The organism is Streptomyces pactum, assembly GCF_016031615.1.
Classification (GTDB): domain Bacteria; phylum Actinomycetota; class Actinomycetes; order Streptomycetales; family Streptomycetaceae; genus Streptomyces; species Streptomyces pactus.
Genome location: NZ_JACYXC010000001.1, coordinates 2,456,803 through 2,481,630 on the forward strand (window position 1 = coordinate 2,456,803; position 24,828 = coordinate 2,481,630).

Genomic DNA, 24,828 nt, shown 5'->3' on the forward strand with positions numbered 1-24,828 from the left:
CGACCTCCTCCCCGGCTGAGCGGGCCCGCCCGGCACGCGCGGGACGCCACCGGAACCGGCCCCCTAGCCCCGTCCCGGCCCCGGCCCGGGCGGGAAACGGCCGCGGAAGCGGCATCCGGCTCCCCGGTCAGAGCCCCGTCCGTCGTCCCCCGGCGGCGGGCGACGGCGCGCCGCCGGACGCCCCGCCCGCGGACGTCCGCCGCGCGGCCCGGGCGCGCGGGGTGCGGATCATGCCCTCCTGGATCACCGACACCGCCAGCCGCCCGTCCCGGGTGAAGATCCTCCCCGGGCCAGCCCCCGCCCGCCGGAGGCTGAGGGGCTCGCCTGGTCGTACAGCAGCCACTCGTCCGCGCGGAACGGGCGGTGGAACCACATCGCGTGGTCCAGGCTGGCACCCACCACGTCGCCCACCGCCCAGCCGCCGCGCCCGTGGGCCAGGAGCACCGAGTCCAGCAGCGTCATGTCGGAGACATAGGTGGCCAGGCAGATGTGGAGCAAGGTGTGGTCGTGGGCGCCGTCGAGCGTGCCGCTGGTCCGGAACCACACCTGGGAGGTGGGCTCCCGGGGCTCGCCGACGGAGGCGTACGGCGGCCCGTCCACGTACCGCAGGTCGACCGCGGCGCGGGCCTGGAGCATCCGGCGGGTGGTGCGCTCCGGGTCGGCGAACAGGTGGGCGTACCGGGGCAACAGCTCCCCCGCGGTCGGCAGGGTCAGCGGGTCGGGGACGTCCGGCATCGGCTCCTGGTGCTCCATCCCCTCCTCGTGGACCTGGAAGGACGCCGAGAGGTGGAAGATCGGCTGCCCGTGCTGCACCGCCACCACGCGCCGGGTGGTGAAGGAGAAGCCGTCGCGGATCCGGTCCACGGTGTAGATGATGGGCGCGCCCGGGTCACCGGGGCGCAGGAAGTACGCGTGGAGCGAGTGCGGCGGGCGGTCCTCGGGGACGGTACGGCCGGCCGCCACCAGGGCCTGCGCCGCCACCTGGCCCCCGAAGACCCGCTCCACCAGCGACGAACGGCCGGCGCCCCGGAAGATGTCCCGGTCGATCCGCTCCAGGTCGAGCAGTTCGACCAGGCCGCGCAGTGCCTCGTTCATGATCGGTACGTCCGGTCCCCGGTGCGGGCCGCCGGGCGGCTCACAGGCCCATCGACTTGGCGATGATGGAGCGCATGACCTCGCTGGTGCCGCCGTAGATGCGGCTGACCCGGGTGTCCGCGTACAGCCGTGCGATCGGGTACTCCATCATGTAGCCGTAACCGCCGTGCAGCTGGAGGCACTTGTCGATCACGACGGCCGCCCGCTCGGTGGTGAACAGCTTCGCGGAGGCCGCGTCGGCCGGGGTCAGCTCCCCGGCGTCGTGCGCCTCCAGCGCCCGGTCGACGACCGCCTGCATGGCGTCCACCTCGGCACGGCAGTCGGCGAGCACGAACTTGGTGTTCTGGAACGAGGCCACCGGCTTGCCGAAGACCGTGCGGTCCCGGACGTACTCCTTGGCGAACTCCACCGCGGCGGCGGCCTGGGCGTAGGCGCCGACGGCGATGCCCAGCCGCTCCTGCGGCAGGTTCTGGCCGAGGTAGCCGAACGCCGCGCCCTCCTCGCCCAGCAGGTCCTCCACCGGCACCTTCACGTCGGTGAAGGACAGTTCGGCGGTGTCGGACGTGTGCAGGCCCAGCTTCTCCAGCTTGCGGCCGACCGCGTACCCCTCGCTCCTGGCGTCCACCACCAGGATGGATATCCCGGCCCGGCGGTCCTCCGGGGTGGGCGGCGCGGTGCGGGCGCAGACCAGTACCCGGTCGGCGTGCACGCCCCCGGTGATGAAGGTCTTGGCGCCGTTGAGGACGTAGTGGGTGCCGTCGGCGGAGAGCTTGGCGGTGGTCTTCATCCCGGCCAGGTCGGAGCCGGTGCCGGGCTCGGTCATGGCGATCGCGGTCATCATCTCGCCGGTGACGAAGGGCGGCAGCCACCGCCGCTTCTGCTCCTCGTCGGCGTACTTCAGCAGGTACGGGAGGCAGAGGGCGGTGTGCACGCCGCTGCCGCCGAAGCTGACCCCGGCGCGCGCCGTCTCCTCCGTGATGATCGCGTTGAACTTGAAGCTGCGCTGACCGGCGCCGCCGTACTCCTCCGGCACCTCGATCCCGAAGATCCCCAGCTCGCCCAGCTTGCGGTAGAAGGAGCGCGGCGCCTGTCCGGCCTCCCGCCACCGGTCGTAGTGGGGGACGACCTCCGCCGCGATGAAGTCCCGGATCGTCTCGCGGAACGCCTCGTGGTCCTCGTTGAACACCGTGCGACGCATGCTGGTCCCTCCACTGGCGCGGTCCGACGGTCCATCGCCCGAACAACCCGACAACGCTCTAAGCGCTTGCTCAGTTCCCGTTCCGGAAAGTTACCCGTCGGTCAGTGAGCTGTCCAGGGCGGGACGGCGGGCGAGCCGGACCGCGTACGGCGCCACCCGGGGCCGGGGCCGCCGCGGGCGCGCCCGGCGCCGCCACCCCGCGCACCCGGCCCACCGGAACCTCGACCCGGCACCCCCTCGGCTTGGGCCGCGAGGAACGCGCCGCGCCCCGGGCGCACGTCGACGGACGTGCGCCCCATCCACCACGGGGACGCACGTCGGCCCACCACGGACGCACCCCGGCGCCGTCACGGGCACCCCGGGTGCCCCGCGACACCACCCCACGCCCGCCGGCGCCGCCCGGACGGCCGTCAGGAGGTGCCGGACGCCGCGCCGAAGGCGCCCAGCGCCAGCCGGTGCAGCAGCGCGGCGGTGGCGTCACGCCCGGGAAGCCCGCCGGGGCGGCCCAGGTGCGGGGTGGAGTTGAGCAGCCCGAAGACGGCGTGCACGGCCGCCCTGGCGGGCCGCTCGGCGAGGTCCGGGTAGACCTGCCGGACCACGTCCACCCACAGTTCGACGTACTGCCGCTGGAGCTGGCGCACCAGCTTGCGGTCGCTCTCCCGGAGCCGGTCCAGCTCCCGGTCGTGGAGGGTGATCAGCGGGCGGTCGTCCAGGGCGAAGTCGATGTGGCCCTCGACGAGCGAGTCCAGCACGGCGGCGGGCGGCAGCCCCGCGGCGGCGGCCTCCGCCACCCGCCGCTTGCCGCCGGTGAGCAGCCGGCCGCTGATGCCGACCAGCAGCTCGGCGAGCATCGCCTCCTTGCCCGCGAAGTGGCGGTAGAGGCCGGGCCCGCTGATGCCGACCGCGGCGCCTATCTCGTCCACGCCGACCCCGTGGAACCCGCGCTCCGCGAAGAGCCGGGCGGCCTCCCGCAGGATCTGTTCACGGCGGGTGGGGGCGGGCGCGTGGGTGCTCATGAAATTGATTCTAGACAGGCGGGTTAGTGGTCGTTAACCTGTTGGGAACAGGTTAACGCTCATTAACCGACCGGAGGCCGGAGCCGACGGGCGGGCGGGCCGGCGCGCCGCGGCCGAGAGGGACCGGACAGGTCCGTCACCGCGCCGCCGGCATCCTCCCCGCTCCCCGGCAACCGGCACCGCGGCGTCCCGGCGGACACCGCGCACAAAGCGGTCGGAGCGGATTCGGGCAAGGGGGCTCGTGACCAATGGAGCAGGCACCGGTGCTGAAAAGCGGCGCCGATCCGGCGTCCGACGCGTGGCGCGCCAACGAGAGCGCGCACCGCGAGCTGGCGGCGCGGCTGCGCGAGAAGCTCGCGGTGGCGCGGCTGGGCGGTGGTGAGAAGGCGCGGGCGCGGCACACCGCCCGCGGCAAGCTGCTGCCGCGCGACCGGGTGGACACGCTGCTGGACCCGGGGTCGCCGTTCCTGGAGCTGGCGCCCCTGGCGGCGGACGGGATGTACGGGGGGCAGGCCCCGGCGGCCGGGGTGATCGCCGGCATCGGGCGGGTGTCCGGGCGTGAGGTGGTCGTGGTCGCCAACGACGCCACCGTCAAGGGCGGCACCTACTACCCGATGACGGTCAAGAAGCACCTGCGCGCGCAGGAGGTGGCCCTGGAGAACCGCCTGCCGTGCGTCTACCTGGTGGACTCCGGCGGCGCCTTCCTGCCCATGCAGGACGAGGTCTTCCCCGACCGCGAGCACTTCGGCCGCATCTTCTACAACCAGGCGCGGATGTCCGGCGCCGGCATCCCGCAGGTGGCGGCGGTGCTCGGGTCCTGCACCGCGGGCGGCGCGTACGTCCCCGCGATGAGCGACGAGGCGGTGATCGTGCGCGAGCAGGGCACGATCTTCCTCGGCGGCCCGCCGCTGGTGAAGGCGGCCACCGGTGAGGTGGTCACCGCCGAGGAACTGGGCGGCGGCGAGGTGCACTCCAAGGTCTCCGGGGTGACCGACCACCTCGCCGAGGACGACGCGCACGCGCTGCGGATCGTCCGGTCCATCGTCTCCACCCTGCCCGCCTCGCCCGCGCAGCGCGGGGAGCTGCCGTGGCGGGTGACCGCCACCGAGGAGCCCGCGGTCGATCCGGCCGGGCTGTACGGCGCGGTCCCGGTGGACTCGCGCACGCCCTACGACGTCCGCGAGGTCATCGCCCGGCTGGTGGACGGCTCGCGGTTCGCCGAGTTCAAGGCCGAGTTCGGGACCACGCTGGTGACCGGCTTCGCCCGGATCCACGGCCACCCGGTGGGCATCGTCGCCAACAACGGCATCCTGTTCTCCGAGTCCGCCCAGAAGGGCGCCCACTTCATCGAGCTGTGCGACCAGCGCGGCATCCCGCTGCTGTTCCTCCAGAACATCTCGGGCTTCATGGTGGGCCGGAGCTACGAGGCGGGCGGCATCGCCAAGCACGGCGCCAAGATGGTCACGGCGGTGGCCTGCACCCGGGTGCCCAAGCTGACGGTGGTCATCGGCGGATCGTACGGCGCCGGCAACTACTCGATGTGCGGCCGCGCGTACTCGCCGCGGTTCATGTGGATGTGGCCCAACGCCAAGATCTCGGTGATGGGCGGCGAGCAGGCCGCCTCGGTCCTGGCCACCGTCAAGCGCGACCAGCTGGAGGCGCGTGGCGAGGAGTGGAGCGAGGAGGCCGAGGCCGAGTTCCGGGCCCCCATCCGCGAGCAGTACGAGACCCAGGGCAGCGCCTACTACGCCACCGCGCGGCTGTGGGACGACGGTGTGATCGACCCGCTGGAGACCCGCACGGTGCTGGGGCTGGCGCTCACCGCCTGCGCCAACGCACCGCTGCCCGAGAAGGACCCCGCGGCGCCCGGCTACGGCGTCTTCCGGATGTGACGAGGGGATGCAGACGATGTTCACGGCAGCAACGGCGTTCACCCCGGACGCGGCGGACGCGGCCGACCGCACCGCGGCCGCAGCCCGGGCCGGCGGCGCACCGTCCGGCGCGGGCGGTGTCCTGGTCGCCAACCGGGGCGAGATCGCGGTCCGGGTGATCCGCACCCTTCGCCGGCTGGGAGTCCGCTCCATCGCGGTGTTCAGCGACGCCGACGCCGACGCGCGCCATGTGCGGGAGGCCGACACCGCGGTCCGTATCGGCCCGGCCCCCGCCGCCCAGAGCTATCTGTCCATCGAGCGGCTGCTGGACGCCGCCCGGCGCACCGGCGCCCGCGCCGTCCACCCCGGTTACGGCTTCCTCGCCGAGAACGCCGCCTTCGCCCGGGCGTGCGCCGAGGCAGGCCTGGTGTTCATCGGCCCGACGGCCGAGGCGATCGAGCTGATGGGCGACAAGATCCGCGCCAAGGAGACGGTGCGGGCGGCCGGGGTGCCGGTGGTGCCGGGCTCCTCCGGCAGCGGACTGAGCGACGAGGAGCTGGCCGCGTCGGCCCGGGAGATCGGGATGCCGGTGCTCCTGAAGCCCTCGGCCGGCGGCGGCGGCAAGGGCATGCGGCTGGTCCGCGACGAGGCCCTGCTGGCCGAGGAGATCGCCGCCGCCCGGCGGGAGGCGCGCGGCTCCTTCGGCGACGACACCCTGCTGGTGGAGCGGTGGATCGACCGGCCCCGGCACATCGAGATCCAGGTGCTCGCCGACGCCCACGGCCACGTGGTCCACCTCGGGGAGCGGGAGTGCTCCCTCCAGCGCCGCCACCAGAAGATCATCGAGGAGGCGCCCAGCCCGCTGCTGGACGCCGCCACCCGGCAGGCGATGGGCGAGGCCGCGGTGCAGGCGGCGCGGTCCTGCGGCTACGTCGGCGCCGGCACGGTCGAGTTCATCGTGCCCGGTGACGCCCCGGCCGGCGGCACCGAGGGTGCCCCGCGCCCGTACTACTTCATGGAGATGAACACCCGGCTCCAGGTCGAGCACCCGGTGACCGAGCTGTCCGTCTCGGTCGCCGGTCACGGTGCGCTGGACCTGGTGGAGTGGCAGGTGCGCGCCGCCGCCGGTGAGCGGCTGCCGTTCGCCCAGGACGACATCACCTTCACCGGCCACGCGGTGGAGGCCCGGATCTGCGCGGAGACCGCCCGGGTGGCGGACGGCAGGGTGGACTTCCTGCCCTCGGCCGGCACCGTGCGCGCCCTGGCCGAGCCGGACGGCGAGGGCGTGCGGGTCGATTCCGGGCTCACCGAGGGCACCGAGGTCGGCACGGTCTACGATCCGATGCTCGCCAAGGTCATCGCCTACGGTCCGGACCGCGCCACCGCGTTGCGCCGGCTGAGCGGCGCACTGGCCCGCACCACCGTGCTGGGCCTCGACACCAATGTCGGTTTCCTGCGCCGGCTGCTCGACCACCCGGCCGTGGTCTCCGGCGACCTCGACACCGGCCTGGTGGACCGGGACGCCGCGACGCTGGTGCCGACGGAGGTGCCCGACGAGGTGTTCGCGGCCGCCGCGCTGCTGCGCCAGGCGGCTCTGCAGCCGGGCAGCGCCACCGGTACCGGACCGGCGGCCGGCGGCCCGGACCTGCTGCCCGGGCGCCCCGGGCCGGGGAGCGGGGCGCACTCGTCCGGCTGGGTGGACCCCTTCTCGGTGCCCACCGGCTGGCGGCTGGGCGGCGAGCCCGCCTGGACGGTGCACCAGCTGCGGCTGCCGGGGCAGTCGCCGGTGACGGTCCGGGTGCGGGGCCTGTCCGGTGCCGCCGAGGTCCGGGTCGAGCGGTCGGGGCCCGCGGACGACGCGGTCGCCCCCGGGACGGGCGACGGCACCGCCGGGGCTCCGCGGTCCGTCCGCGCCCGGCTGCTGGGGGCGGGTGAGGACCATGTGGTGGTCGAGTGGGACGGCATCACCCACCGGTTCACCGTCGCACGGAGCCCGGAGGGCACCTGGCTGGGCCGCTCCGGAGACACCTGGCACCTGCTCGACCACGACCCGGTGGAGGCCGCCCTGCGCGGTGGCGGCGCGGCCGGCGGGGCCGGTGCGCTGACCGCCCCGATGCCCGGCACCGTGACCGTGGTCAAGGCCGCCGTGGGGGATGAGGTGACGGCCGGCCAGGGGCTGCTGGTGGTGGAGGCGATGAAGATGGAGCACCTGATCTCCGCCCCGCACGACGGCACCGTCACCGAACTCGACGTGACCCCCGGCAGCACCGTCGCCATGGACCAGGTGCTGGCCGTGGTCACCCCGCACGACGAGGAATCCGCCCGGCGCGACGGCGAGGAGCGTGAGTGATGTCCCTGCCCGACGGACTGCCGATGGCCGTGCCGGCAGCCGGCCTGCCGGCCCGCGTCACCATCCACGAGGTGGGCCCCCGGGACGGCCTGCAGAACGAGAAGACCGTGGTGCCGGTGGAGGTGAAGGCGGAGTTCATCCGCCGCCTCGCCGACGCCGGGCTGCGGACCGTGGAGGCGACCAGCTTCGTCCGCCCCGAGTGGGTGCCCCAGCTCGCCGACGCCGAACAGCTCGTACCGCTGCTGGACGGGGTGGACGCCGACCTCCCGGTGCTGGTGCCCAACGAGCGGGGCCTGGACCGGGCGATCGCCCTGGGCGTCCGCCGGATCGCGGTGTTCGGCAGCGCCACCGAGACCTTCGCCCGCCGGAACCTCAACCGCACCGTGGACGAGTCGCTGGAGATGTTCCGCCCGGTGGTCGCCCGGGCCCGGGAGACCGGGATGCGGGTGCGCGGCTATCTGTCCATGTGCTTCGGCGACCCCTGGGAGGGCCCGGTCCCCCTGGACCAGGTCGCCTCGGTCGCCGTGCGGCTGATGGAGCTGGGCTGTGACGAGCTGAGCCTGGGCGACACCATCGGCGTCGCCACCCCCGGCCATGTGCGGGCACTCCTCGGCCGCCTCACGGAGCGCGGCGTGGGGGTGGACCGGGTCGCGGTGCATTTCCACGACACCTACGGCCAGGCGCTGGCCAACACCCTCGCCGCGCTGGAGCACGGCGTCACCACCGTGGACGCCTCCGCGGGCGGCCTCGGCGGTTGTCCCTACGCCAAGAGCGCCACCGGAAACCTCGCCACCGAGGACCTGGTGTGGATGCTCGACGGCCTCGGCATCGAGACCGGGGTCGATCTCGGCCGCCTCACCGCCACCAGCGTGTGGATGGCCGACCACCTGGGCCGACCCAGCCCCTCGCGGACCGTCCGTGCACTCTCCCAGAAGGAGTCCTGAGCCATGTCGCTGGACCACCGGCTCTCCGCCGAACACGAAGAACTGCGCCGTACCGTCGAGGCGTTCGCGCACGATGTCATCGCGCCCAAGATCGGTGACTTCTACGAGCGGCACGAGTTCCCGTACGAGATCGTCCGGGAGATGGGCCGGATGGGCCTGTTCGGCCTGCCGTTCCCCGAGGAGTACGGCGGGATGGGCGGCGACTACCTCGCCCTCGGCATCGCCCTGGAGGAGCTGGCCCGGGTGGACTCCTCGGTGGCGATCACCCTGGAGGCCGGGGTCTCGCTCGGCGCCATGCCGATCTACCGGTTCGGCACCGAGGAGCAGAAGCGGGAGTGGCTGCCGCGGCTGTGCTCCGGCGAGATCCTGGGCGCCTTCGGCCTGACCGAACCCGACTGCGGGTCGGACGCGGGCGGCACCAAGACCACCGCGGTGCGGGACGGCGACGAGTGGGTGATCAACGGCAGCAAGTGCTTCATCACCAACTCCGGCACCGACATCACCGCGCTGGTCACGGTCACCGCGGTCACCGGCCGCAAGGACGACGGCTCCCCGCTGATCTCCTCCATCATCGTCCCCTCCGGCACCCCCGGCTTCAGCGTCGCCGCTCCGTACTCCAAGGTCGGGTGGAACGCCTCCGACACCCGGGAGCTGTCCTTCTCCGACTGCCGCGTGCCGGTCACCAACCTGGTCGGTGAGGAGGGCCGGGGGTACGCGCAGTTCCTGCGCATACTCGACGAGGGCCGGGTGGCGATCTCCGCCCTGGCCACCGGACTGGCCCAGGGCTGTGTGGACGAGTCCGTGAAGTACGCCAAGGAGCGGCACGCCTTCGGCCGGCCCATCGGCGCCAACCAGGCCATCCAGTTCAAGCTCGCGGACATGGAGATGCGGGCCCACACCGCTCGGCTGGCCTGGCGGGACGCCGCTTCCCGGCTGGTCAGCGGCGAGCCGTTCAAGAAGGAGGCGGCGCTCGCCAAGCTCTACTCCTCCACGATCGCGGTGGACAACGCCCGCGAGGCCACCCAGATCCACGGCGGGTACGGCTTCATGAACGAGTACCCGGTGGCCCGCATGTGGCGGGACTCCAAGATCCTGGAGATCGGCGAGGGCACCAGCGAGGTGCAGCGGATGCTCATCGCCCGCGAGCTGGGGCTCTGAGGGGCCGTCCCGTTCCCGGGCCGGTGACGGCCCCGGGAACGGGACGGAGTACACCCCCCTGCTCCCGGACCACCCGGGGGCGGGGCGGCCGCACCCGGCCACCCCGCCGCAGTCGGCGAACCCCGGTCCGGGCACTCCCGGCCCCGCGGCCCACAGCCCGCAGCCGACCGCCGGCGGTCCGCGAGCGGCGGCCGACGGTCGGCAGTCGCCGGTCAGCGATCGGCGGTCGGCGGTCAGCGAGCGGCGGGGAGGCAGTCGCCGGTCGGCGGCGGGGCGGTCAGCGTTCGGCCCAGGGCACCTGCGGGGAGCGGTAGTAGTCGATGCCCAGTGCGGACCAGCGCGGGCCCTGGGCCCCGAGGCGTACCCGGTACGCGTCCCAGTCGTGCCGGGCGGCGGGCGACCACCCGAGTTCGGCGATGCCCGCGAGCCGGGGGAAGGCCAGGTACTCGATCTGGTCGCTGGTCGAGATGGTCTCCGACCACAGGGGTGCCTCCACCCCGAGCACCGCCGAGGCGGGGGCGTCCCGGAGGTAGTTGCCGGGGTCCCAGTCGTAGGACTGCTTCACCTCGACCAGGCCGGCCCACTCCAGCCCGATGGGGGTGTCCTTGGTGTACTTCATATCCAGGTAGGAGCGGTTGGCGGGCGACAGGATGATCTTGGTGCCGGCCTTGGCGGCGTCGGCCACCTCCTTCTCCCGTCCGGTCAGCCCCCAGTACTGGGCGACGGCGCCCTTGGCGGGCCGGGCGGCGGTCAGCTGGTGCCAGCCGATCACCGTCTTGCCGTACCGGGCGACGGTCGCCTGGGCCCGGTCCATGAAGGCCACGTAGTCCTCGTGACTGGTGGAGTGCGCCTCGTCGCCGCCGATGTGCAGATAGGGGCCGGGGGTGAGCGCGGCGACCTCCCGGAGCACGTCGTCCACGAAGTCGTACGTCACCTCCTTGGGGACGCACAGCGAACTGAAGCCGACCTGGGTCCCGGTGTAGAGGGGCGGGGCGACGCCGTCGCAGTTGAGTTCGGCGTAGGAGGCGAGAGCCGCGTTGGTGTGGCCGGGCAGGTCGATCTCCGGCACCACCGTCAGATGGCGGCTCGCCGCGTACCGGACGATCTCCCGGTAGTCGTCCTTGGTGTAGTGGCCGCCGGGTCCGCCGCCGACCTGGGTGCTGCCGCCGTAGGTGGCCAGCCGGGGCCAGGAGTCGATGGCGATCCGCCAGCCCTGGTCGTCGGAGAGGTGCAGATGGAGCTTGTTGATCTTGTACAGGGCCAGCTGGTCGATATACCGCTTGACCTGGTCCACGGTGAAGAAGTGCCGGGCCACGTCGAGCATCGCGCCCCGGTAGGCGTAGCGCGGCACATCGGTGATGGTGCCGCCCGGCAGCTGCCACGGCCCCGCCTGGCGGGTGCGTGACTCGACCGAGGCGGGCAGCAGCTGCCGTACCGTCTGCACCCCGTGGAAGAGTCCGGCCGGGGTGCGGGCGGTGAGGGTGGCCGACCGGGCCCGGGTCTCCAGCCGGTACCCCTCGGCGCCCAGTTCCCGGGCCTGGCGGCCGGTGACCAGGCGCAGCCGGATGCCGTCGGGGCCCTCGGCCGTGGTGACCGGCAGCCGCAGGCCGGTGGAGGGGCGGAGCAGATCGGCGAGCTGGTCGCCGACCCGGCGGGCGGCGGCCGAGTCGCGCGGCACCCTGATCCGGGTGGCTCCGGTGAGGGTGTAGGGGCTGCCGCCGCGGGTGACGGACGCGGGGGCGGGCACCACCCGGGCGAGCAGGGTCCCGCGGCGGGGCCCGGCCCGGCGTGGGCGAGGGGCGGTGGCCGCGGACGTCGCGGGCGCAGCCTCGGCGGCACCCGCGCCGGCGGCGGTGACCGCCAGCAGCAGGGCCCCGAGCAGCCGGGGGACGCGGGGTCAGCGGGCGCGGGGGAGGGGCGGGTGTGAGGGGTTCGGGGCCGGGCGTCCTGGCATGGACGGTTCCTTTCGAGGACGTCGAGGAACTCCGTGCGGGTAGGGGGTGAAGCACCGACCGCCTCTGGGTACCGTGCGCCGTTCCGGAGGGTCAAGGCGTCTCCCGGCCGTCCGCCGTACACCCTCCGTACGGCTGCGAGAATTCACCCCATGGCGGAGATCATCCAGAAGGACGGGACGTGGACCTTCGACGGCGATACGGTGCGCATCGTGCCGGGCCGCGACAAGGGCACCCACCTCGCCCGGCAGGCCCTCGGGGAGCTGGCCGTACCCCTCCGGGCCGTGGCCGGGATCGCCTACGAGCCGGGCCGGAAGTCGGGCCGGCTGCGGCTGAGGCTGCGCGAGGGCGCCGACCCGCTGATGCTCGCCACCCGCGGGAAGCTGCCGGACGCCGCCGACCCCTACCGGCTGAGCGTGGAGCCGGACCGGACGGGGGTGGCGGAGTACTTCGTGGACGAGGTGCGGAACGCGCTGCTCCTGGACCAGGTGCCGACGGGCCCGTGTGACCGTTTCCTGCTGCCCGGTCCAAGCGTGCCGCTGACCGCGTCCGCCGGGGACGGCACCATCTCCTTCGACGGCGACCGGATCCGGCTGGAGTGGAACTGGAAGACCGAGGAGCCCAAGAAGCTGGCCGGGTCCCGCACCTTCACCGTGGCCGACGTGGAGGCGGTGGAGTGGCTGCCGGCCATGGGGCTGGAGAACGGCTACCTCCGGTTCACCGTCGCCAAGGCGTCCACCAAGGCGCCGCCCAAGTACGACCCGCACGCCGTCGAGCTGTACGGCTTCCGCAAGGACCCGCTGATGGCCCTGGTAGCGGCCGCGGTGATCGCCCGGATGCCGCACCCCTCGGCCCCCGCGCCGGCGACCCCCGCCGCCGTCCCCGCGGCCCCGGCGGAGCCGGTCACCCCGGCCGTCGCCGGCGGTGCCCCGGCCATTGGGGACGCCCCGGGCGGCGCGGCGGGTGCGGATGACCACGACACGCTGCTGCGCCGGCTCCGCGAGCTGGGCGAGCTGTGGCAGGGCGGCGTCCTGACCGAGGAGGAGTTCACGGCGGCCAAACAGGCGATACTCCGCAGGTTCTAGCGTCCTCCTGCCCGATATCGGGCAGAATTCTTGCGAAACTCTCCGCTTCCCCTCAGTATCAACGGGTGCTCGAACGCCGTTCATCCTCGCTTCACGAGGATCTCCTGGACCACCTGGTGCGCAGTACGCCGCTCAACCGCGGCGAGGCGGCCCGGGTGGTGCTGGATGTGCTGGCGTACTTCGACGAGACGACCGAGGAGTTCGTCCGCCGTCGCCACCGCGAACTGCAGTCCGGGGGCCTCACCAACGCGGACATCTTCGAGCGGATCGCGGCGGAGCTGCCGCACCGCGCGGTGGCACCACCGGAGCTCTCGCTCCGGCAGTTGCGCCGCATGGTCTACGGCTGAGCCGCCGGCCGGCCCGGACCCGGCCACGGCCGGACCACGGCCGGCCCGTCGGACCGCCGCTCCGGGACCGGACCTCCGGAGACGGACCTCCGGGACCGGACCCCCGGACGGGTACGGCCCGCTCGGCCGGACCGAGTCCGCGGCCGGGAACGGACCGCCGGCCACCAGGGCCGTCCGCCACCAGGGCCGTCCGCCGCCGGGGTGACCGCTTCGGGGGTGACCGCTTCCGGGGGCGGGCCGCGGGGCCGCTCCGGCGGTCCGCCCACCGGGCGGCCCGGGACGACCGGACGGCCTGCGGCACCGGGCACACACAGAGCCATCGATCTGGGAGGGTTGCAACACATGTGCGGGATCGTGGGATACATCGGGAAGCGTGATGTCGCCCCGCTGCTGCTGGAGGGGCTGCAGCGGCTGGAGTACCGCGGGTACGACTCGGCCGGCATGGCCATCCACGGCAAGTCCGGCGGACTGAAGACCGCCAAGGCCAAGGGCCGGGTCCGGGAGCTGGAGAGCCGGCTGCCCAAGCGGTTCGCCGGCTCCGTCGGCATCGCGCACACCCGCTGGGCCACCCACGGCGCGCCCAACGACGTCAACGCCCACCCGCACCTGGACGCCGACGGCAAGGTCGCGGTGGTCCACAACGGCATCATCGACAACGCCTCCGACCTGCGCGCCAAGCTCGTCGCCGACGGGGTGGAGTTCGTCTCCGACACCGACACCGAGGTGCTCGCCCACCTGATCGGCCGTTCGCAGGCCGAGACGCTGGAGGAGAAGGTCCGCGCCGCCCTCGCGGTGATCGACGGCACCTACGGCATCGCGGTGCTGCACGCGGACTTCCCGGACCGGATCGTCGTCGCCCGCAACGGCTCGCCGGTGGTGCTGGGCATCGGTGAGAAGGAGATGTTCGTCGCCTCCGACGTCGCCGCGCTGATCAGCCACACCCGCCAGGTGGTCACCCTCGACGACGGCGAGATGGCCACCCTCAAGGCGGACGACTTCCGCACCTACACCACCGAGGGCTCCCGCACCTCCGCCACGCCGACCACCGTGGAGTGGGAGGCCGAGTCGTTCGACATGGGCGGCCACGACACCTACATGCACAAGGAGATCAGCGAGCAGCCGGACGCCGTGGACCGCGTGCTGCGCGGCCGCATCGACGACCGCTTCTCCACCGTCCACCTGGGCGGGCTGAACCTGGACGCGCGGGAGGCCCGCGGGGTGCGCCGGGTGAAGATCCTGGGCTGCGGCACCTCCTACCACGCCGGCCTGATCGGCGCGCAGCTGATCGAGGAGCTGGCCCGCATCCCCGCCGACGCCGAGCCGGCCTCGGAGTTCCGCTACCGCAACCCGGTCGTGGACCCCGACACCCTGTACGTCGCCGTCTCCCAGTCCGGTGAGACCTACGACGTGCTGGCCGCCGTCCAGGAGCTCAAGCGCAAGGGCGCGCGGGTGCTGGGCGTGGTCAACGTGGTCGGGTCCGCGATCGCCCGGGAGACCGACGGCGGCGTGTACGTCCACGCCGGCCCCGAGGTGTGCGTGGTGTCCACCAAGTGCTTCACCAACACCGTCGTCGCCTTCGCGCTGCTCGCCCTCCACCTCGGCCGCATCCGCGACCTGTCGGTCGCCGACGGCAAGCGGCTCATCGCGGGCCTGCGCAAGCTGCCGGGGCAGATCGCCGAGATCCTGGAGCGCGAGCCGGAGATCGAGAAGCTGGCGCAGGAGTACGCGCAGGCGCGGAGCATGATGTTCATCGGGCGGGTGCGCGGCTACCCGGTGGCCCTGGAGGCCTCCCTGAAGCTCAAGGAGATCTCCTACATCCACGCCGAGGCGTACCCCGCCTCCGAGCTCAAGCACGGTCCCCTGGCGCTCATCGAGCCGGCCCTGCCGACGGTGGCGATCGTCCCCGACGACGACCTGCTGGAGAAGAACCGCGCGGCGCTGGAGGAGATCAAGGCCCGCAGCGGCCCGATCCTGGCGGTCGCGCACCGGGAGCAGGAGAAGGCGGACCACACCATCGTGGTGCCGAAGAACGAGGTGGAGCTGGACCCGATCCTGATGGGGATTCCGCTGCAGCTCCTCGCCTACCACACCGCACTGGCGCTGGGCCGGGACATCGACAAGCCGCGCAACCTGGCGAAGTCCGTCACCGTCGAGTGACCGCGCGGTCCCGTACGGCCGGGCCGGCCGGCGGGACGCGGAAGGGGAGACGGGGCGCGGCGTGTGCCACCAGGCACGCGGCGCCCCGCCTCCCGGCCGCCGGCGTCGCCCTCCGCCGGCGGGTGAGGCCACCGGCCCGGGGCCCGTCGCCCCGGTCGACGGCACGGGGTGGATCGGTCCGCACGCGGCAAGCGGCGCTGTATGTCCTGTACCCGTCATCGACACGTCCGCCACCCGCACCGCGGGGGCGGACGCGGTCGTTCCGGCGCCCGGCCGCCGTGCCGTGCGCCGGGACACGCTCCGCCGGGGGAGCGCCTGCCGGGCCGTGCGCTCCAACGGCCGTGACCGGGGCGGCGGGAGAGACGGCGGGAACCGGTGGGGCCGGTGTGACGGTCCGGCAGGTCCCGCACCGCGCCGGCGGCCGGGCTCGGCGACGACGACCGACGGCCGACGACCGCGGGAACGGGGACCACCGGGAACGGACCGCGGGAACAGCGACCACCGGCAACGGGCAACGGGCACAGCGACCACCGGCAACGGTCACCGCGGCCACCGGGAACGGGCGGCACGGCGGCGGGCACGGGGCGACGTCGCGGAGACGGCGGCGACCACCGACCGGGCGCGCGGCCGGCGCCGGCACCGCGCCCGGGGCGGCGGCGTCAGGGGCGGCGGCGTCAGGGGATGACGACGACGGGCCGCTGTGCGCGCCGCGCCAGACGTCCCGCCACCGAGCCGAAGATGCGGCCCACGAGCCCGTGCGTGGAGCCGACCACGATCGCGTCGGCCGCGTACTCCCGGCCCACCTCTTCGAGTTCGTGACAGATGTCGCCGCCCCGCTCGACCAGGATCCACGGCACCTCGGAGAGGTGGTCGGCGCAGGCCAGCTCCAGGCCCAGCACCTCGGTGCGGTGGTCCGGCACGTCCACGAAGACCGGCGGCTCGCAGCCGGCCCACACGGTCGTCGGGAGCCGGTTGGCGACGTGCACGATGATCAGCCCGGAACGGGAGCGCCGGGCCATACCGATGGCGTAGGCCAGGGCACGTTCGCTCGATGTGGAACCGTCGAATCCGACCACGACGCCGTGCTGGAACGCCGGATCGCAGGAATGGCGTGTTTCTTCCGCCGCTTCGGGGTGGGCCTCGTGATCGGCGACCCTCTTGCGGTCCGCGGGTTCGGGGAATTCGTGACCGGCCATGGGTGTCTCGGCGAAGAAAGTCCTCTTGCGGAGGGAACGGCGGGGGGCTCTTGTTGAAGTTGTGACGGTCTGCGGGCTCCGGCGGATCGAGGGACCTGTTCGAACGGAGGAAATTCCGTCCGGGATTCATCTTTCCAAGCCCATACCCCCAAGGGTACGGCCCCACTCACCGCCTCCCCGGGCACCGCCCCACGGGGGTGGGGCGCCCAGGGCGTTCCCCGGAGCATGCCGGAGGGCGGCCCCGGAGCGCAATGCCTCCGAGTGTCCCGCCGTTGTACGCCGAGTGGTGGTCGAGCCGTCCTCCGGGGTTCGGCCGCACCTGGTAGCCGCCCCCGCCGGGAAACCGGCGCGAGCCCCGTCATTCCGCCCGACCGGCCGCCCGGACCCCCGCCGGAGGGGCCTGACGAGGGCCGGGAAGGGGGGCGCACGGCCCGCTGCGGCGCGATCGCGCTCCGCACCCACCCGGCGACCCACCGTACCCGCGCCGGGGCCGCAGAGGGGCTCTCAGGGCCGCCGGCGGCGCCTCACGGGCGCGCCACCGGACCTCGTGCGGGAGCGGGCGTACGCCGGTGACCGGGTTCGAGCCCCTCCGTGCTTCCAGTGCTTTTCGGCCAACTTCGCGCCGCAGTTCTTCCCTTGGCAAACATCCGGCCCGCCACCGCTCCGACCAGCGGGGAAAGGGGTCTGGGGCGAGTCGGCCCCCTACGCGGAGTGGCCGCCGGCCGGAGGCGCACTTCCCAGCGGGCGCATCGAGTGCAACGCTTCGTGATCGAATGCTTCGCGCCAAGTTGTCATGTCGACTTAGTAGCGGGTGGTGAACTGGTCACGGCGACCACACGCGACACAGTAGATTCGATCTTGGCGATGACCGGCGGGGGAACCGTTCAGGACCGAGGGGAAACGTGCAGGACCGAGAGGACGCGACCACCGAGGGGGGCTTAGATCCATGAGCCAGGACTCCACAACCGTACCGGAGACCTCGCGTAAGCTCTCCGGGCGCCGACGACGAGAAATCGTCGCCGTGCTGCTCTTCAGCGGCGGCCCTATATTCGAGAGCTCCATCCCGCTCTCCGTCTTCGGCATCGACCGGCAGGACGCGGGGGTACCGCGGTACCGATTGCTGGTGTGCGCGGGCGAAGATGTGCCATTGCGAACGACCGGCGGACTGGAACTGACCGCCCCGTACGGCCTGGAGGCGCTCTCCCGGGCCGGCACCGTCGTCGTACCCGCGTGGCGCTCCATCACGCAGCCGCCGCCGACCGCGGCGCTGGACGCCCTGCGGCGCGCGCACGAGGAAGGTGCGCGCATCGTGGGGCTGTGCACCGGGGCGTTCGTACTGGCCGCGGCCGGCCTGCTGGACGGGCGGCCGGCCACCACCCACTGGATGTACGCGCCCACGCTCGCCAAGCGGTACCCGTCGGTCCATGTGGACCCGCGGGAGCTGTTCGTGGACGACGGCGACGTACTGACCTCGGCGGGCACCGCCGCCGGGATCGACCTGTGCCTGCACATCGTGCGCACCGACCACGGCGCCGACGCGGCCGGGGCCCTGGCCCGGCGCCTGGTGGTGCCGCCGCGCCGGACCGGCGGGCAGGAGCGCTACCTGGACAGGTCTTTACCGGAGGAGATCGGCGCGGACCCGCTCGCCGAGGTGGTGGCCTGGGCGCTGGAACACCTCCACGAGCAGTTCGACGTGGAGGCGCTCGCCGCCCGCGCCTACATGAGCCGCCGCACCTTCGACCGGCGGTTCCGCTCGCTCACCGGGAGCGCCCCGCTGCAGTGGCTGATCACCCAGCGGGTGCTCCAGGCCCAGCGGCTGCTGGAGACCTCCGACTACTCGGTGGACGAGGTCGCCGGGCGGTGCGGGTTCCGGTCTCCGGTCGCGCTGCGCGGGCACTTCCGCAGGCAGCTGGGGTCCTCCCCGGCCGCCTACCGGGCCGCGTACCGGGCCCGCCGTCCGCAGGGCGGCACCGACCGGGCCGACCTGGGTGAGCAGCGGACCGGGGACGCCCCGGCACCGCTGCGGCGCCCCGGCGGGCCGCTCCACGGGCAGCACGGCGGCGGTCTCGGCGGCGGCCACGGCGGCGGCGGTCACGGCACCGGCGGGACGGGCGGTCCCGGCGGGCACGGCGGCTCGCACGGGCACGGCGGCGGCTCCCACGGGCACGGTCACGAGCCGGGCAAGCCCGAGTCGGACGCCTACGCCCCGCGCCTGCCCGAACAGGGCGGCCGGGGGATGGCCGGGCGGCCGTCCGTGCCGGGACAGCGGGAGCGCCCCGTAGGGTGAGACGCATGAACGATCGCATGGTGTGGATCGACTGCGAGATGACCGGGCTCTCGTTGTCCGACGACGCGCTCATAGAGGTGGCCGCACTCGTCACCGACTCGGAGCTGAACATTCTGGGTGAGGGTGTGGACATCGTGATCCGTCCGCCGGCCGAGGCCCTGGTCACCATGCCGGAGGTGGTGCGCGAGATGCACACCGCCTCCGGACTGCTCGCGGAGCTCGACGACGGGACGACGCTGGAGGACGCCCAGCGGCAGGTGCTGGACTACGTCCGCGCCCACGTCCCGGAGCCGGGCAAGGCCCCGCTGTGCGGGAACTCCGTCTCCACCGACCGCGGCTTCCTGCTCCGCGACATGCCGGACCTGGAGGCCCACCTCCACTACCGGATCGTGGACGTCTCCTCGATCAAGGAGCTGGCCCGCCGCTGGTACCCCCGGGCCTACTTCAACAGTCCGAAGAAGGCCGGCAACCACCGGGCGCTGGCCGACATCCGGGAGTCCATCGCCGAGCTGCGGTACTACCGGGAGGCGGTCTTCGTCCCGCAGCCCGGGCCGGACTCGGAGACCGCCAAGGCGATCGCGGCGAAGCACGTCCTGTCCGCCGACGGGCGGTGAACGGGGACTCGCTCCCGGCGACGGCGTAGCCGGGAGCGAGCACCCCCGCGGACCCTGTACACTTTTTCTCGGCCGGTGCGGAGAAAGACCGAAGCACCGGTCGTGGTGGGTATAGCTCAGCTGGTAGAGCACCTGGTTGTGGTCCAGGATGTCGCGGGTTCGAGTCCCGTTACTCACCCTGCTGAATCAAGCCCCCGGCCTGGGGAAACCTGGGCCGGGGGCTTGATCGTTTTCCGCTGTGGGAACACGGCGGGAACCGGCGGGAACAGGAACAGCCCGCTCTTCTACCCGCGCGACGGCGGCGCACCGCCGGGGCGCGGAGCGTTCCGACGCCGGCGGGGCCCGCGCCGTCGGCCCCCGGCGCTGACCTGGCTCGGCGGGTGCGCCGGCGCCGGCCCCCGTGGCAACCACCCCCGGGCGCACTCCCCGGCGTGCGGGGCGTGCAGGATGAACGGCATGACCCATGAACTCCCCCCTGTGATCTCCGAAGTCGCCGAGGCCGAGAAGCAGGCCACCCGCGGTGAGCTGGACCGGCTGGACGTCGGCCGGCCGACCGGACCGGCGCGTTACGACATCGAGTTCGTCTACGACCACGACGGCAAGGGCGCCGGCACCATCGCCCGGTTCGGGGCGCAGACCCCGGTGCCGGTCCCCCAGGTCGGCCAGACCGTCCGTCTGCACGGGCACGGGCCGCTGCTGGTCCGCCGGGTGGACATCGGTTACGAGGTGAGCGAGGAGGACGGCGCCCTCTACGTCGGGGTGACGGTCGATGTGACGGTGCCCGAGGAGGACTGAGCTCCGCCGGGGCGTCCCCCGCCACACCGCCCGGGCCCGGACCGCCCCCGGAGCGGTCATGGACGGTGTCCGCAGGTCCGGACCGTGGCCGAGGACGCCCCCGGGCACGGATTCGTACGCGGGGACGCCCCGGACCGTACCCGTAGTACGCGGGGACGCCCCGCGGTGGCCCCCGCCGGGGACCGGGCCGGCGGGCGGCACGTGTCACGGCCGGCGGGCGGCACGGCCGGGACACGTCACGGCCGGCGGGCGGCACGCACGTGTGACTGCCCGTGGGCGTCAGTGGAAGGCGTCCGGCGGCGGGGCCGGGGAGGCGACCGCGGTCGCGTCGGTCACCGGCACCGCCCCGCCGGTGAAGTCGGCCAGCGCGCGGCCGTGCTCCACCCGGGCGGGGTGCGGGTCGCCGGCCGCCCGGCGGGTCAGTTCGGCGACCGGCAGCGGCAGGTCGGAGGCGAGCAGTACGGCGTTGCCGAACCGGCGGCCGCGCAGCACCGCCGGATCGGCGATGAGGCACAGCTCGGGGAAGACGGTGCCGGTGGTGGCGATCCGGGCCCGCAGATACGCGAGCGGCGGCCCGTCGGCCACGTTGGCGGCGTAGAGGCCGCCGGGGCGCAGCGCCCGCCGTACCTCGCCGGCGAACTCGGTACTGCCCAGATGCGCCGGCGTCCGGGCGCCGTCGAAGACGTCGGCGATGATCAGATCGGCCCAGCCGTCCGGCACCTTCCGCAGGCCGGCCCGGGCGTCGTCACCGCGCACCCGGATCCGCCAGGAGCGGTCCAGCGGCAGTTCCTCGCGGACGAACCGGATGAGTTCGGTATCCACCTCGATGACCTGCTGGGTGGAGCGGGGCCGGGTGGCGGCGATGTACCGGGCCAGGGTGAAGGCCCCGCCGCCCAGGTGGACGGCGTGGACCGGCCGGCCGGACGGGGCCGCGAGATCCGCGATGTGCCCGAGCCGGCGCTGGTACTCGAAGTCCAGGTACGCCGGGTCGTCCAGGTCCACATGGGACTGGGGGGCGCCGTCGAGCAGCAGCGTCCAGCCGCGTGGCCGGTCCCGGTCGGGCACCAGCTCGGCACGCCCGCCGCCGACCGGTGCGGTCACCGGTTCCGGGGCACGCCCGCGCCCGCCCTTCTGCCGCTGTCTCGCCATCCGCCCAGTATCGCCCGGCCCGGCCGGCGCCCTCGACCGGCGGTCCGCCGCCCGGCCCGTGGGGCGGTTCCCCGACAACCGGGCAGGCCGGCCCGCCGGAGGCCCGGCCGGCCGTCCCGCCGGAGGCCCGGCCGGTCACCGCGCGGGAGGCCCGGCCGGCCGCCACGCCGGACACCGCCGGGGACGCCCCGGGGAAAGCCGGGCGGGCCTCCCCGGGGGAAACCGGGCGGGACTCCCCGGGGAAAGCCGGAAAGGGCGGGAAGGCCGGGAAGTCCGGACGGAGCACCTCGCGGGCCACCCCGGTGGCCCGGTCACCGGCAGCAGCGATCGACGGCCTCGATGGTGCGGGCCGCCTCGCCCAGCGCCTCGCGCAGCACCTCCGGGTCGGTGGCCGCGGCGACGGCGGCGTGCGGCGGGACCAGCCACCCGCCGCCGGCCACCGGGAGCGGTGCCGCGTCCCCGGCGTCCCCGGCGGCAGCGGGTCCGTAGCACTCCGCCCCGTAGGTGCGGGTACAGGCGCTGCCGGGCACGTCCCACCGGTCGGCGGTGCCCGGGGGCACCAGGAAGCCGAGGGTGTCGCAGCCGCCGTCGTGCAGGACCGGGCCGACGCCGACCCGCAGCCGCAGGATGTCCGCCGCCTCCAGCCCCTGACGGGCCGGCACCGTGACCAGATCGCACCGCCGGGCCCCTCCGCCGTCCGGCCGGGCCCCGTGCTCGGCACCGGGCGGGTGCCGGTCCACCGCCCTGGTCCCGCTGCTGCGCACTCCGGCCTTCGCCAAGGGAAACCCCTCCTCCGCCGTACCACGTTGTCCAGGGAGTCCAACGCCCGGGCGCGTCAACGGCTACGGCACGATGCCGCCACAAAGGGTGGCACTTCATGGCAGATCACGGGCGGCATTTCCCTTTTGTAGTCAAACTGCCGCTATCACCAGCAGAGACGGGCGGTACGGTTCATGACCGCCTGCACGGCATCACCGTAGGGAGAGGGCCGGCCATGACGCCGCTTCCCGGGGCTTCAGCGGGGCCGCCACGGCCCAACACCGTCTTCCGCCAGCTGCGCGGGCAGCTCTCCGCGGCGGAGTTCGCCGCGGCCGTCCGGCGGGCCGCGCGGGAGATCGGGGAGCAGGTCTCGTGCGACGCGCGGTACATCGGGCGGGTCGAGTCGGGGGCGATCCGGTGCCCCAACTACGCCTACGAACGGGTGTTCCGGCACATGTTCCCCGGCCACACCCTGGCCGACCTGGGGTTCGTCCCACGGGAGGCGGTACGCGGGCGGGCGGCCCGCGGCGGCGTACGGGCGCCGGACCCCGACCCGCCCTCCGACCGACCGACCGCCGACCCGCCCCCTTCCGGCAGCCGGCCCGCGGCCGACGCTCCCCCTGCCCGGACCTCCCCCCACCCGGGCCTCCCCCGCCCGGTCGGTCCGCCGCCGGCCGGCCCGCGGCGGACCTCCTCGCGCTGCTCCCCGGGGCCCCGGCCGGCCGTCCGGATCCGGTCCCCGCTCCTCCGGTCGGGCCTCCGTCCGGCCCCCCCCTCCGGCCGGTCCCGTGCTCCGGTCCCCGGCCGGGGCCCCCGGCCGGACGCCTGGCCCACACCCCCGCCTCCGGGGTCCCGGCCGCCCGCCCACCGTCGTCCGCCCGGTCCCCTTCCCCTCGGCACCACCGTCCCGCCCCCCCCGTCCCCCCGGAACCGCACAAGGAGAGCGACGTGCTGCGTCGCGCGTTCATGACCGGCGGCACGGCCGCCGTGACCGCCCCCGCCTGGGGCGGCGGGCCCGCCGGGCCCCACCGCCGGGCCGGCGAGCCGGAGGCCGCCGCCGTGGAGGAGGCCGTCCGCCGCATCCGGCTCTTCGACGACCGGTTCGGCGCGGACGGGCTCTACGCCCGCGCGGCCCGCCCGCTGCGCACCGCCTACGCCCTGCTCGACGCGGGCACCCACCGTCCCGCGATCACCGAGCGGCTCCAGCGCGGCGCCGGGGAACTGGCGATCTCCGTCGGCTGGCTGGCGCACGACTCGGGCCGGTTCGCCGACGCCCGGTCGTACTACGCCGAGGCGCTGGCCACCGCCCGGGTCGCCGACGACCGGGCGCTGGAGGCGCACGCCTTCTCCAACATCGCCTTCCTGGCCCGTGACACCGGCCGCCCCCGGGAGGCGGTCCGTGCCGCGCAGGCCGCGCAGGAGGCCGCCCGGCCGCTGTCCTCGCCCCGGCTGCTGTCGCTGCTCGCGCTCCGCGAGGCGGGCGGCTGGGCCGCGCTCCAGGACCGCGCCGCCTGCCGGGCGGCGCTGCTGCGCGCCGAATCGCTCTTCGGCCGGGGGGCCTCGGCGGCGGACCCGGAGTGGATGAGCTTCTACGGCGAGGCGGAGCTGGCGGGGCTGACGGCGCAGTGCTGGTCGGCGCTGGGCGACTGGTCGCGCGCGGCCGAACACGCCCACCGGGCGGTGGTCCTCCAGAACCCGCACTTCGCCCGGAACATCACCCTGTTCACCGCGGAACTCGCCGGTGATCTGGCGGGCGGCGGTCGCCTCGACGAGGCCGCCGCGGCCGGCTGCCGCACCCTTGAGCTGCTGGGGCAGGTCCGCTCCGGACGCATCCGGGCGATGCTCGACGGCGCGGCCCGGGTGCTCCGCCCGCACCGGCGCCACGCCGCCGTCGCGGCCTTCCTCGCCCGGCACCAGGCGTCCGGCCGCCGGGCCGCCCACCGGTCGCCCGGCCCCGGCGCCCCGCCCCGCCGGATCTGAGCCCCGCCGGTGACGCCGCCCGCCGGGCCGGCGCCGCGCCCGCCCGGCACCGGGCGCCCGACCGGTGCGGGCGCCCGACGGGCCCGGGCGGGTGCCCGGCCCGGATACGTGCCCGGTCCGGGTGCCGCCGTCAGCCCAGGTGCCCGGTGTCGTTCCAGCGTTCGATCGCCGGTTCGCCGTAGGCCCAGCCCAGGACCGACAGCGAGGTCGGATCCAGCCGCAGCCGTGCCGCGAAGGAGATGTCGAGGCCCAGCCAGCGGGCCGCCAGGGTGCGCAGGATGTGGCCGTGCGCGAAGACCAGGACGTCCCGGTCGGCGGAGCGTGCCCACGCCACCACCTCGTCCGCCCGGGCGGAGACCTGCGCCAGCGTCTCCCCCTCCGGCACCCCGTCCCGCCAGATGAGCCAGCCCGGCCGGACGGCCGCTATCTCGGCCGGGGTCATGCCCTCGTACGCGCCGTAGTCCCACTCCATCAGCGCGTCCCAGGTCTCGGCCCGGTCGCCGAAGCCGGCCAGTTCGCCGGTCTCCCGGGCCCGTACCAGCGGGCTGGTGCGCACCTCCACCCCCGGCAGCGAGGACCACGGGGCCCGGCGCAGCCGCTCCCCCAGCAGTTCCGCGCCGCGCCGCCCCTCGGCCAGGAGCGGGATGTCGGTGCGGCCGGTGTGCTTGCCGGCGAGCGACCACTGCGTCTGCCCGTGCCGGGCCAGCAGGATGCGCGGTGCCATGGGGAGGGCCTTTCAGCTGGTGCGGTTCGTGGAGCGGGTTCGTGGACCGGGTGATTTTCACGACAGGCGCGCGTCGGACCCGGCCGGCCCGTCACTCCGTCCCTCCATCATCGCTCACCTGATCGTTATGCAACCTCCCGCCCCTCAGCAG

Annotated in this window: 17 protein-coding genes, 1 tRNA gene and 3 pseudogenes; 13 read left to right on the forward strand and 8 right to left on the reverse strand. The window is 74.5% G+C overall.

Annotated features, from left to right (window positions below; translation table 11 throughout):
• Nucleotides 1-127: 127 nt before the first annotated feature.
• From IHE55_RS09465 to IHE55_RS09475, 3 genes and pseudogenes are all read right to left on the reverse strand, one after another.
• Nucleotides 128-1,095 (reverse strand): annotated as a pseudogene (locus IHE55_RS09465) (acyl-CoA thioesterase).
• 40 nt (nt 1,096-1,135) lie between these two features.
• Nucleotides 1,136-2,293: an acyl-CoA dehydrogenase family protein gene (locus IHE55_RS09470; RefSeq protein ID WP_197988625.1), complete on the reverse strand. Its 1,158-nt coding sequence runs from the start codon at nt 2,291-2,293 to the stop codon at nt 1,136-1,138.
• A 410-nt stretch (nt 2,294-2,703) separates the two neighbouring features.
• Nucleotides 2,704-3,309 carry an SACE_7040 family transcriptional regulator gene (locus tag IHE55_RS09475; protein WP_197988626.1) on the reverse strand — a complete coding sequence of 202 codons (606 nt, stop codon included), beginning with the start codon at nt 3,307-3,309 and terminating at the stop codon, nt 2,704-2,706.
• 248 nt (nt 3,310-3,557) lie between these two features.
• Between IHE55_RS09475 and IHE55_RS09480 the strand changes: the two genes are divergently transcribed.
• The 4 genes from IHE55_RS09480 to IHE55_RS09495 are packed head-to-tail and all read left to right on the forward strand — an operon-like array spanning nt 3,558 to nt 9,632.
• Nucleotides 3,558-5,201, forward strand: coding sequence for a carboxyl transferase domain-containing protein (locus tag IHE55_RS09480; protein WP_197988627.1), 1,644 nt, complete (start codon nt 3,558-3,560; stop codon nt 5,199-5,201).
• A 7-nt stretch (nt 5,202-5,208) separates the two neighbouring features.
• Complete coding sequence (locus IHE55_RS09485) at nt 5,209-7,530, forward strand: acetyl/propionyl/methylcrotonyl-CoA carboxylase subunit alpha (RefSeq protein WP_232265503.1); 2,322 nt, start codon at nt 5,209-5,211, stop codon at nt 7,528-7,530.
• Nucleotides 7,530-8,474: a hydroxymethylglutaryl-CoA lyase gene (locus IHE55_RS09490; RefSeq protein WP_197988628.1), complete on the forward strand. Its 945-nt coding sequence runs from the start codon at nt 7,530-7,532 to the stop codon at nt 8,472-8,474. The genes IHE55_RS09485 and IHE55_RS09490 overlap by 1 nt, the downstream gene beginning before the upstream one ends.
• 3 nt (nt 8,475-8,477) lie before the next feature.
• Nucleotides 8,478-9,632, forward strand: coding sequence for an acyl-CoA dehydrogenase family protein (locus tag IHE55_RS09495; RefSeq protein WP_197988629.1), 1,155 nt, complete (start codon nt 8,478-8,480; stop codon nt 9,630-9,632).
• 277 nt (nt 9,633-9,909) lie between these two features.
• Here the strand turns inward: IHE55_RS09495 and IHE55_RS09500 are convergent, their stop codons facing one another.
• The gene (locus IHE55_RS09500) at nt 9,910-11,514 is read right to left on the reverse strand and encodes a beta-N-acetylhexosaminidase (RefSeq protein WP_197991897.1); all 1,605 of its coding nucleotides are present in this window, start codon (nt 11,512-11,514) and stop codon (nt 9,910-9,912) included.
• Between the two features lie 222 nt (nt 11,515-11,736).
• Between IHE55_RS09500 and IHE55_RS09505 the strand changes: the two genes are divergently transcribed.
• From IHE55_RS09505 to glmS, 3 genes are all read left to right on the forward strand, one after another.
• Complete coding sequence (locus IHE55_RS09505) at nt 11,737-12,669, forward strand: DUF4429 domain-containing protein (protein ID WP_197988630.1); 933 nt, start codon at nt 11,737-11,739, stop codon at nt 12,667-12,669.
• Between the two features lie 65 nt (nt 12,670-12,734).
• A complete protein-coding gene (locus tag IHE55_RS09510) occupies nt 12,735-13,016 on the forward strand; it encodes a hypothetical protein (RefSeq protein ID WP_197988631.1) in 282 nt (93 codons plus the stop codon).
• 342 nt (nt 13,017-13,358) lie between these two features.
• The gene (gene glmS / locus IHE55_RS09515; protein WP_197988632.1) at nt 13,359-15,173 is read left to right on the forward strand and encodes a glutamine--fructose-6-phosphate transaminase (isomerizing); all 1,815 of its coding nucleotides are present in this window, start codon (nt 13,359-13,361) and stop codon (nt 15,171-15,173) included.
• A gap of 674 nt (nt 15,174-15,847) precedes the next feature.
• Here glmS and IHE55_RS09520 read toward each other — a convergent pair.
• A complete protein-coding gene (locus IHE55_RS09520; protein WP_197988633.1) occupies nt 15,848-16,369 on the reverse strand; it encodes a universal stress protein in 522 nt (173 codons plus the stop codon).
• A 946-nt stretch (nt 16,370-17,315) separates the two neighbouring features.
• Between IHE55_RS09520 and IHE55_RS09525 the strand changes: the two genes are divergently transcribed.
• The 4 genes from IHE55_RS09525 (at nt 17,316) to IHE55_RS09540 (ending at nt 20,065) form a co-directional block, all read left to right on the forward strand.
• Nucleotides 17,316-18,656 carry a helix-turn-helix domain-containing protein gene (locus tag IHE55_RS09525; protein WP_197988634.1) on the forward strand — a complete coding sequence of 447 codons (1,341 nt, stop codon included), beginning with the start codon at nt 17,316-17,318 and terminating at the stop codon, nt 18,654-18,656.
• A 5-nt stretch (nt 18,657-18,661) separates the two neighbouring features.
• Complete coding sequence (orn, locus tag IHE55_RS09530; protein ID WP_197988635.1) at nt 18,662-19,270, forward strand: oligoribonuclease; 609 nt, start codon at nt 18,662-18,664, stop codon at nt 19,268-19,270.
• A gap of 105 nt (nt 19,271-19,375) precedes the next feature.
• Nucleotides 19,376-19,448, forward strand: a tRNA-His gene (locus tag IHE55_RS09535).
• 278 nt (nt 19,449-19,726) lie between these two features.
• Nucleotides 19,727-20,065: a hypothetical protein gene (locus tag IHE55_RS09540; RefSeq protein ID WP_197988636.1), complete on the forward strand. Its 339-nt coding sequence runs from the start codon at nt 19,727-19,729 to the stop codon at nt 20,063-20,065.
• A gap of 279 nt (nt 20,066-20,344) precedes the next feature.
• On the opposite strand, the gene IHE55_RS09545 is transcribed toward IHE55_RS09540, so the two are convergent.
• Both IHE55_RS09545 and IHE55_RS09550 read right to left on the reverse strand, forming a co-directional pair.
• The gene (locus IHE55_RS09545; RefSeq protein ID WP_197988637.1) at nt 20,345-21,214 is read right to left on the reverse strand and encodes a spermidine synthase; all 870 of its coding nucleotides are present in this window, start codon (nt 21,212-21,214) and stop codon (nt 20,345-20,347) included.
• Between the two features lie 311 nt (nt 21,215-21,525).
• Nucleotides 21,526-21,993, reverse strand: a complete 468-nt coding sequence (locus IHE55_RS09550; protein ID WP_197988638.1) for a hypothetical protein — start codon at nt 21,991-21,993, stop codon at nt 21,526-21,528.
• A 215-nt stretch (nt 21,994-22,208) separates the two neighbouring features.
• On the opposite strand from IHE55_RS09550, the pseudogene IHE55_RS33400 reads away from it, so the two are divergent.
• Together IHE55_RS33400 and IHE55_RS33055 are read left to right on the forward strand one after the other, a co-directional pair.
• Nucleotides 22,209-22,595: pseudogene (locus IHE55_RS33400) on the forward strand (hypothetical protein); the annotation flags it as partial.
• Nucleotides 22,596-22,906: 311 nt separating this feature from the next.
• A pseudogene (locus tag IHE55_RS33055) lies at nt 22,907-23,953 on the forward strand (NsdA family TPR-like regulatory protein); the annotation flags it as partial.
• A 130-nt stretch (nt 23,954-24,083) separates the two neighbouring features.
• On the opposite strand, the gene IHE55_RS09560 reads toward IHE55_RS33055, so the two are convergent.
• On the reverse strand, nt 24,084-24,677 hold the full coding sequence (locus IHE55_RS09560; RefSeq protein ID WP_197988639.1) for a histidine phosphatase family protein: 594 nt from the start codon (nt 24,675-24,677) through the stop codon (nt 24,084-24,086).
• Nucleotides 24,678-24,828 lie beyond the last annotated feature (151 nt).

Bases quoted from the DNA above. Each gene is read 5' to 3' on its own strand.
- IHE55_RS09495 (WP_197988629.1), top strand. From the start codon at position 8,478: ATGTCGCTGGACCACCGGCTCTCCGCCGAACACGAAGAACTGCGCCGT.
- IHE55_RS09475 (WP_197988626.1), bottom strand. From the start codon at position 3,309: ATGAGCACCCACGCGCCCGCCCCCACCCGCCGTGAACAGATCCTGCGG.
- IHE55_RS09540 (WP_197988636.1), top strand. From the start codon at position 19,727: ATGACCCATGAACTCCCCCCTGTGATCTCCGAAGTCGCCGAGGCCGAG.
- orn (WP_197988635.1), top strand. From the start codon at position 18,662: ATGAACGATCGCATGGTGTGGATCGACTGCGAGATGACCGGGCTCTCG.
- IHE55_RS09490 (WP_197988628.1), top strand. From the start codon at position 7,530: ATGTCCCTGCCCGACGGACTGCCGATGGCCGTGCCGGCAGCCGGCCTG.
- IHE55_RS09470 (WP_197988625.1), bottom strand. From the start codon at position 2,293: ATGCGTCGCACGGTGTTCAACGAGGACCACGAGGCGTTCCGCGAGACG.
- IHE55_RS09545 (WP_197988637.1), bottom strand. From the start codon at position 21,214: ATGGCGAGACAGCGGCAGAAGGGCGGGCGCGGGCGTGCCCCGGAACCG.
- IHE55_RS09505 (WP_197988630.1), top strand. From the start codon at position 11,737: ATGGCGGAGATCATCCAGAAGGACGGGACGTGGACCTTCGACGGCGAT.
- glmS (WP_197988632.1), top strand. From the start codon at position 13,359: ATGTGCGGGATCGTGGGATACATCGGGAAGCGTGATGTCGCCCCGCTG.
- IHE55_RS09485 (WP_232265503.1), top strand. From the start codon at position 5,209: ATGCAGACGATGTTCACGGCAGCAACGGCGTTCACCCCGGACGCGGCG.
- IHE55_RS09525 (WP_197988634.1), top strand. From the start codon at position 17,316: ATGAGCCAGGACTCCACAACCGTACCGGAGACCTCGCGTAAGCTCTCC.
- IHE55_RS09520 (WP_197988633.1), bottom strand. From the start codon at position 16,369: ATGGCCGGTCACGAATTCCCCGAACCCGCGGACCGCAAGAGGGTCGCC.
- IHE55_RS09480 (WP_197988627.1), top strand. From the start codon at position 3,558: ATGGAGCAGGCACCGGTGCTGAAAAGCGGCGCCGATCCGGCGTCCGAC.
- IHE55_RS09560 (WP_197988639.1), bottom strand. From the start codon at position 24,677: ATGGCACCGCGCATCCTGCTGGCCCGGCACGGGCAGACGCAGTGGTCG.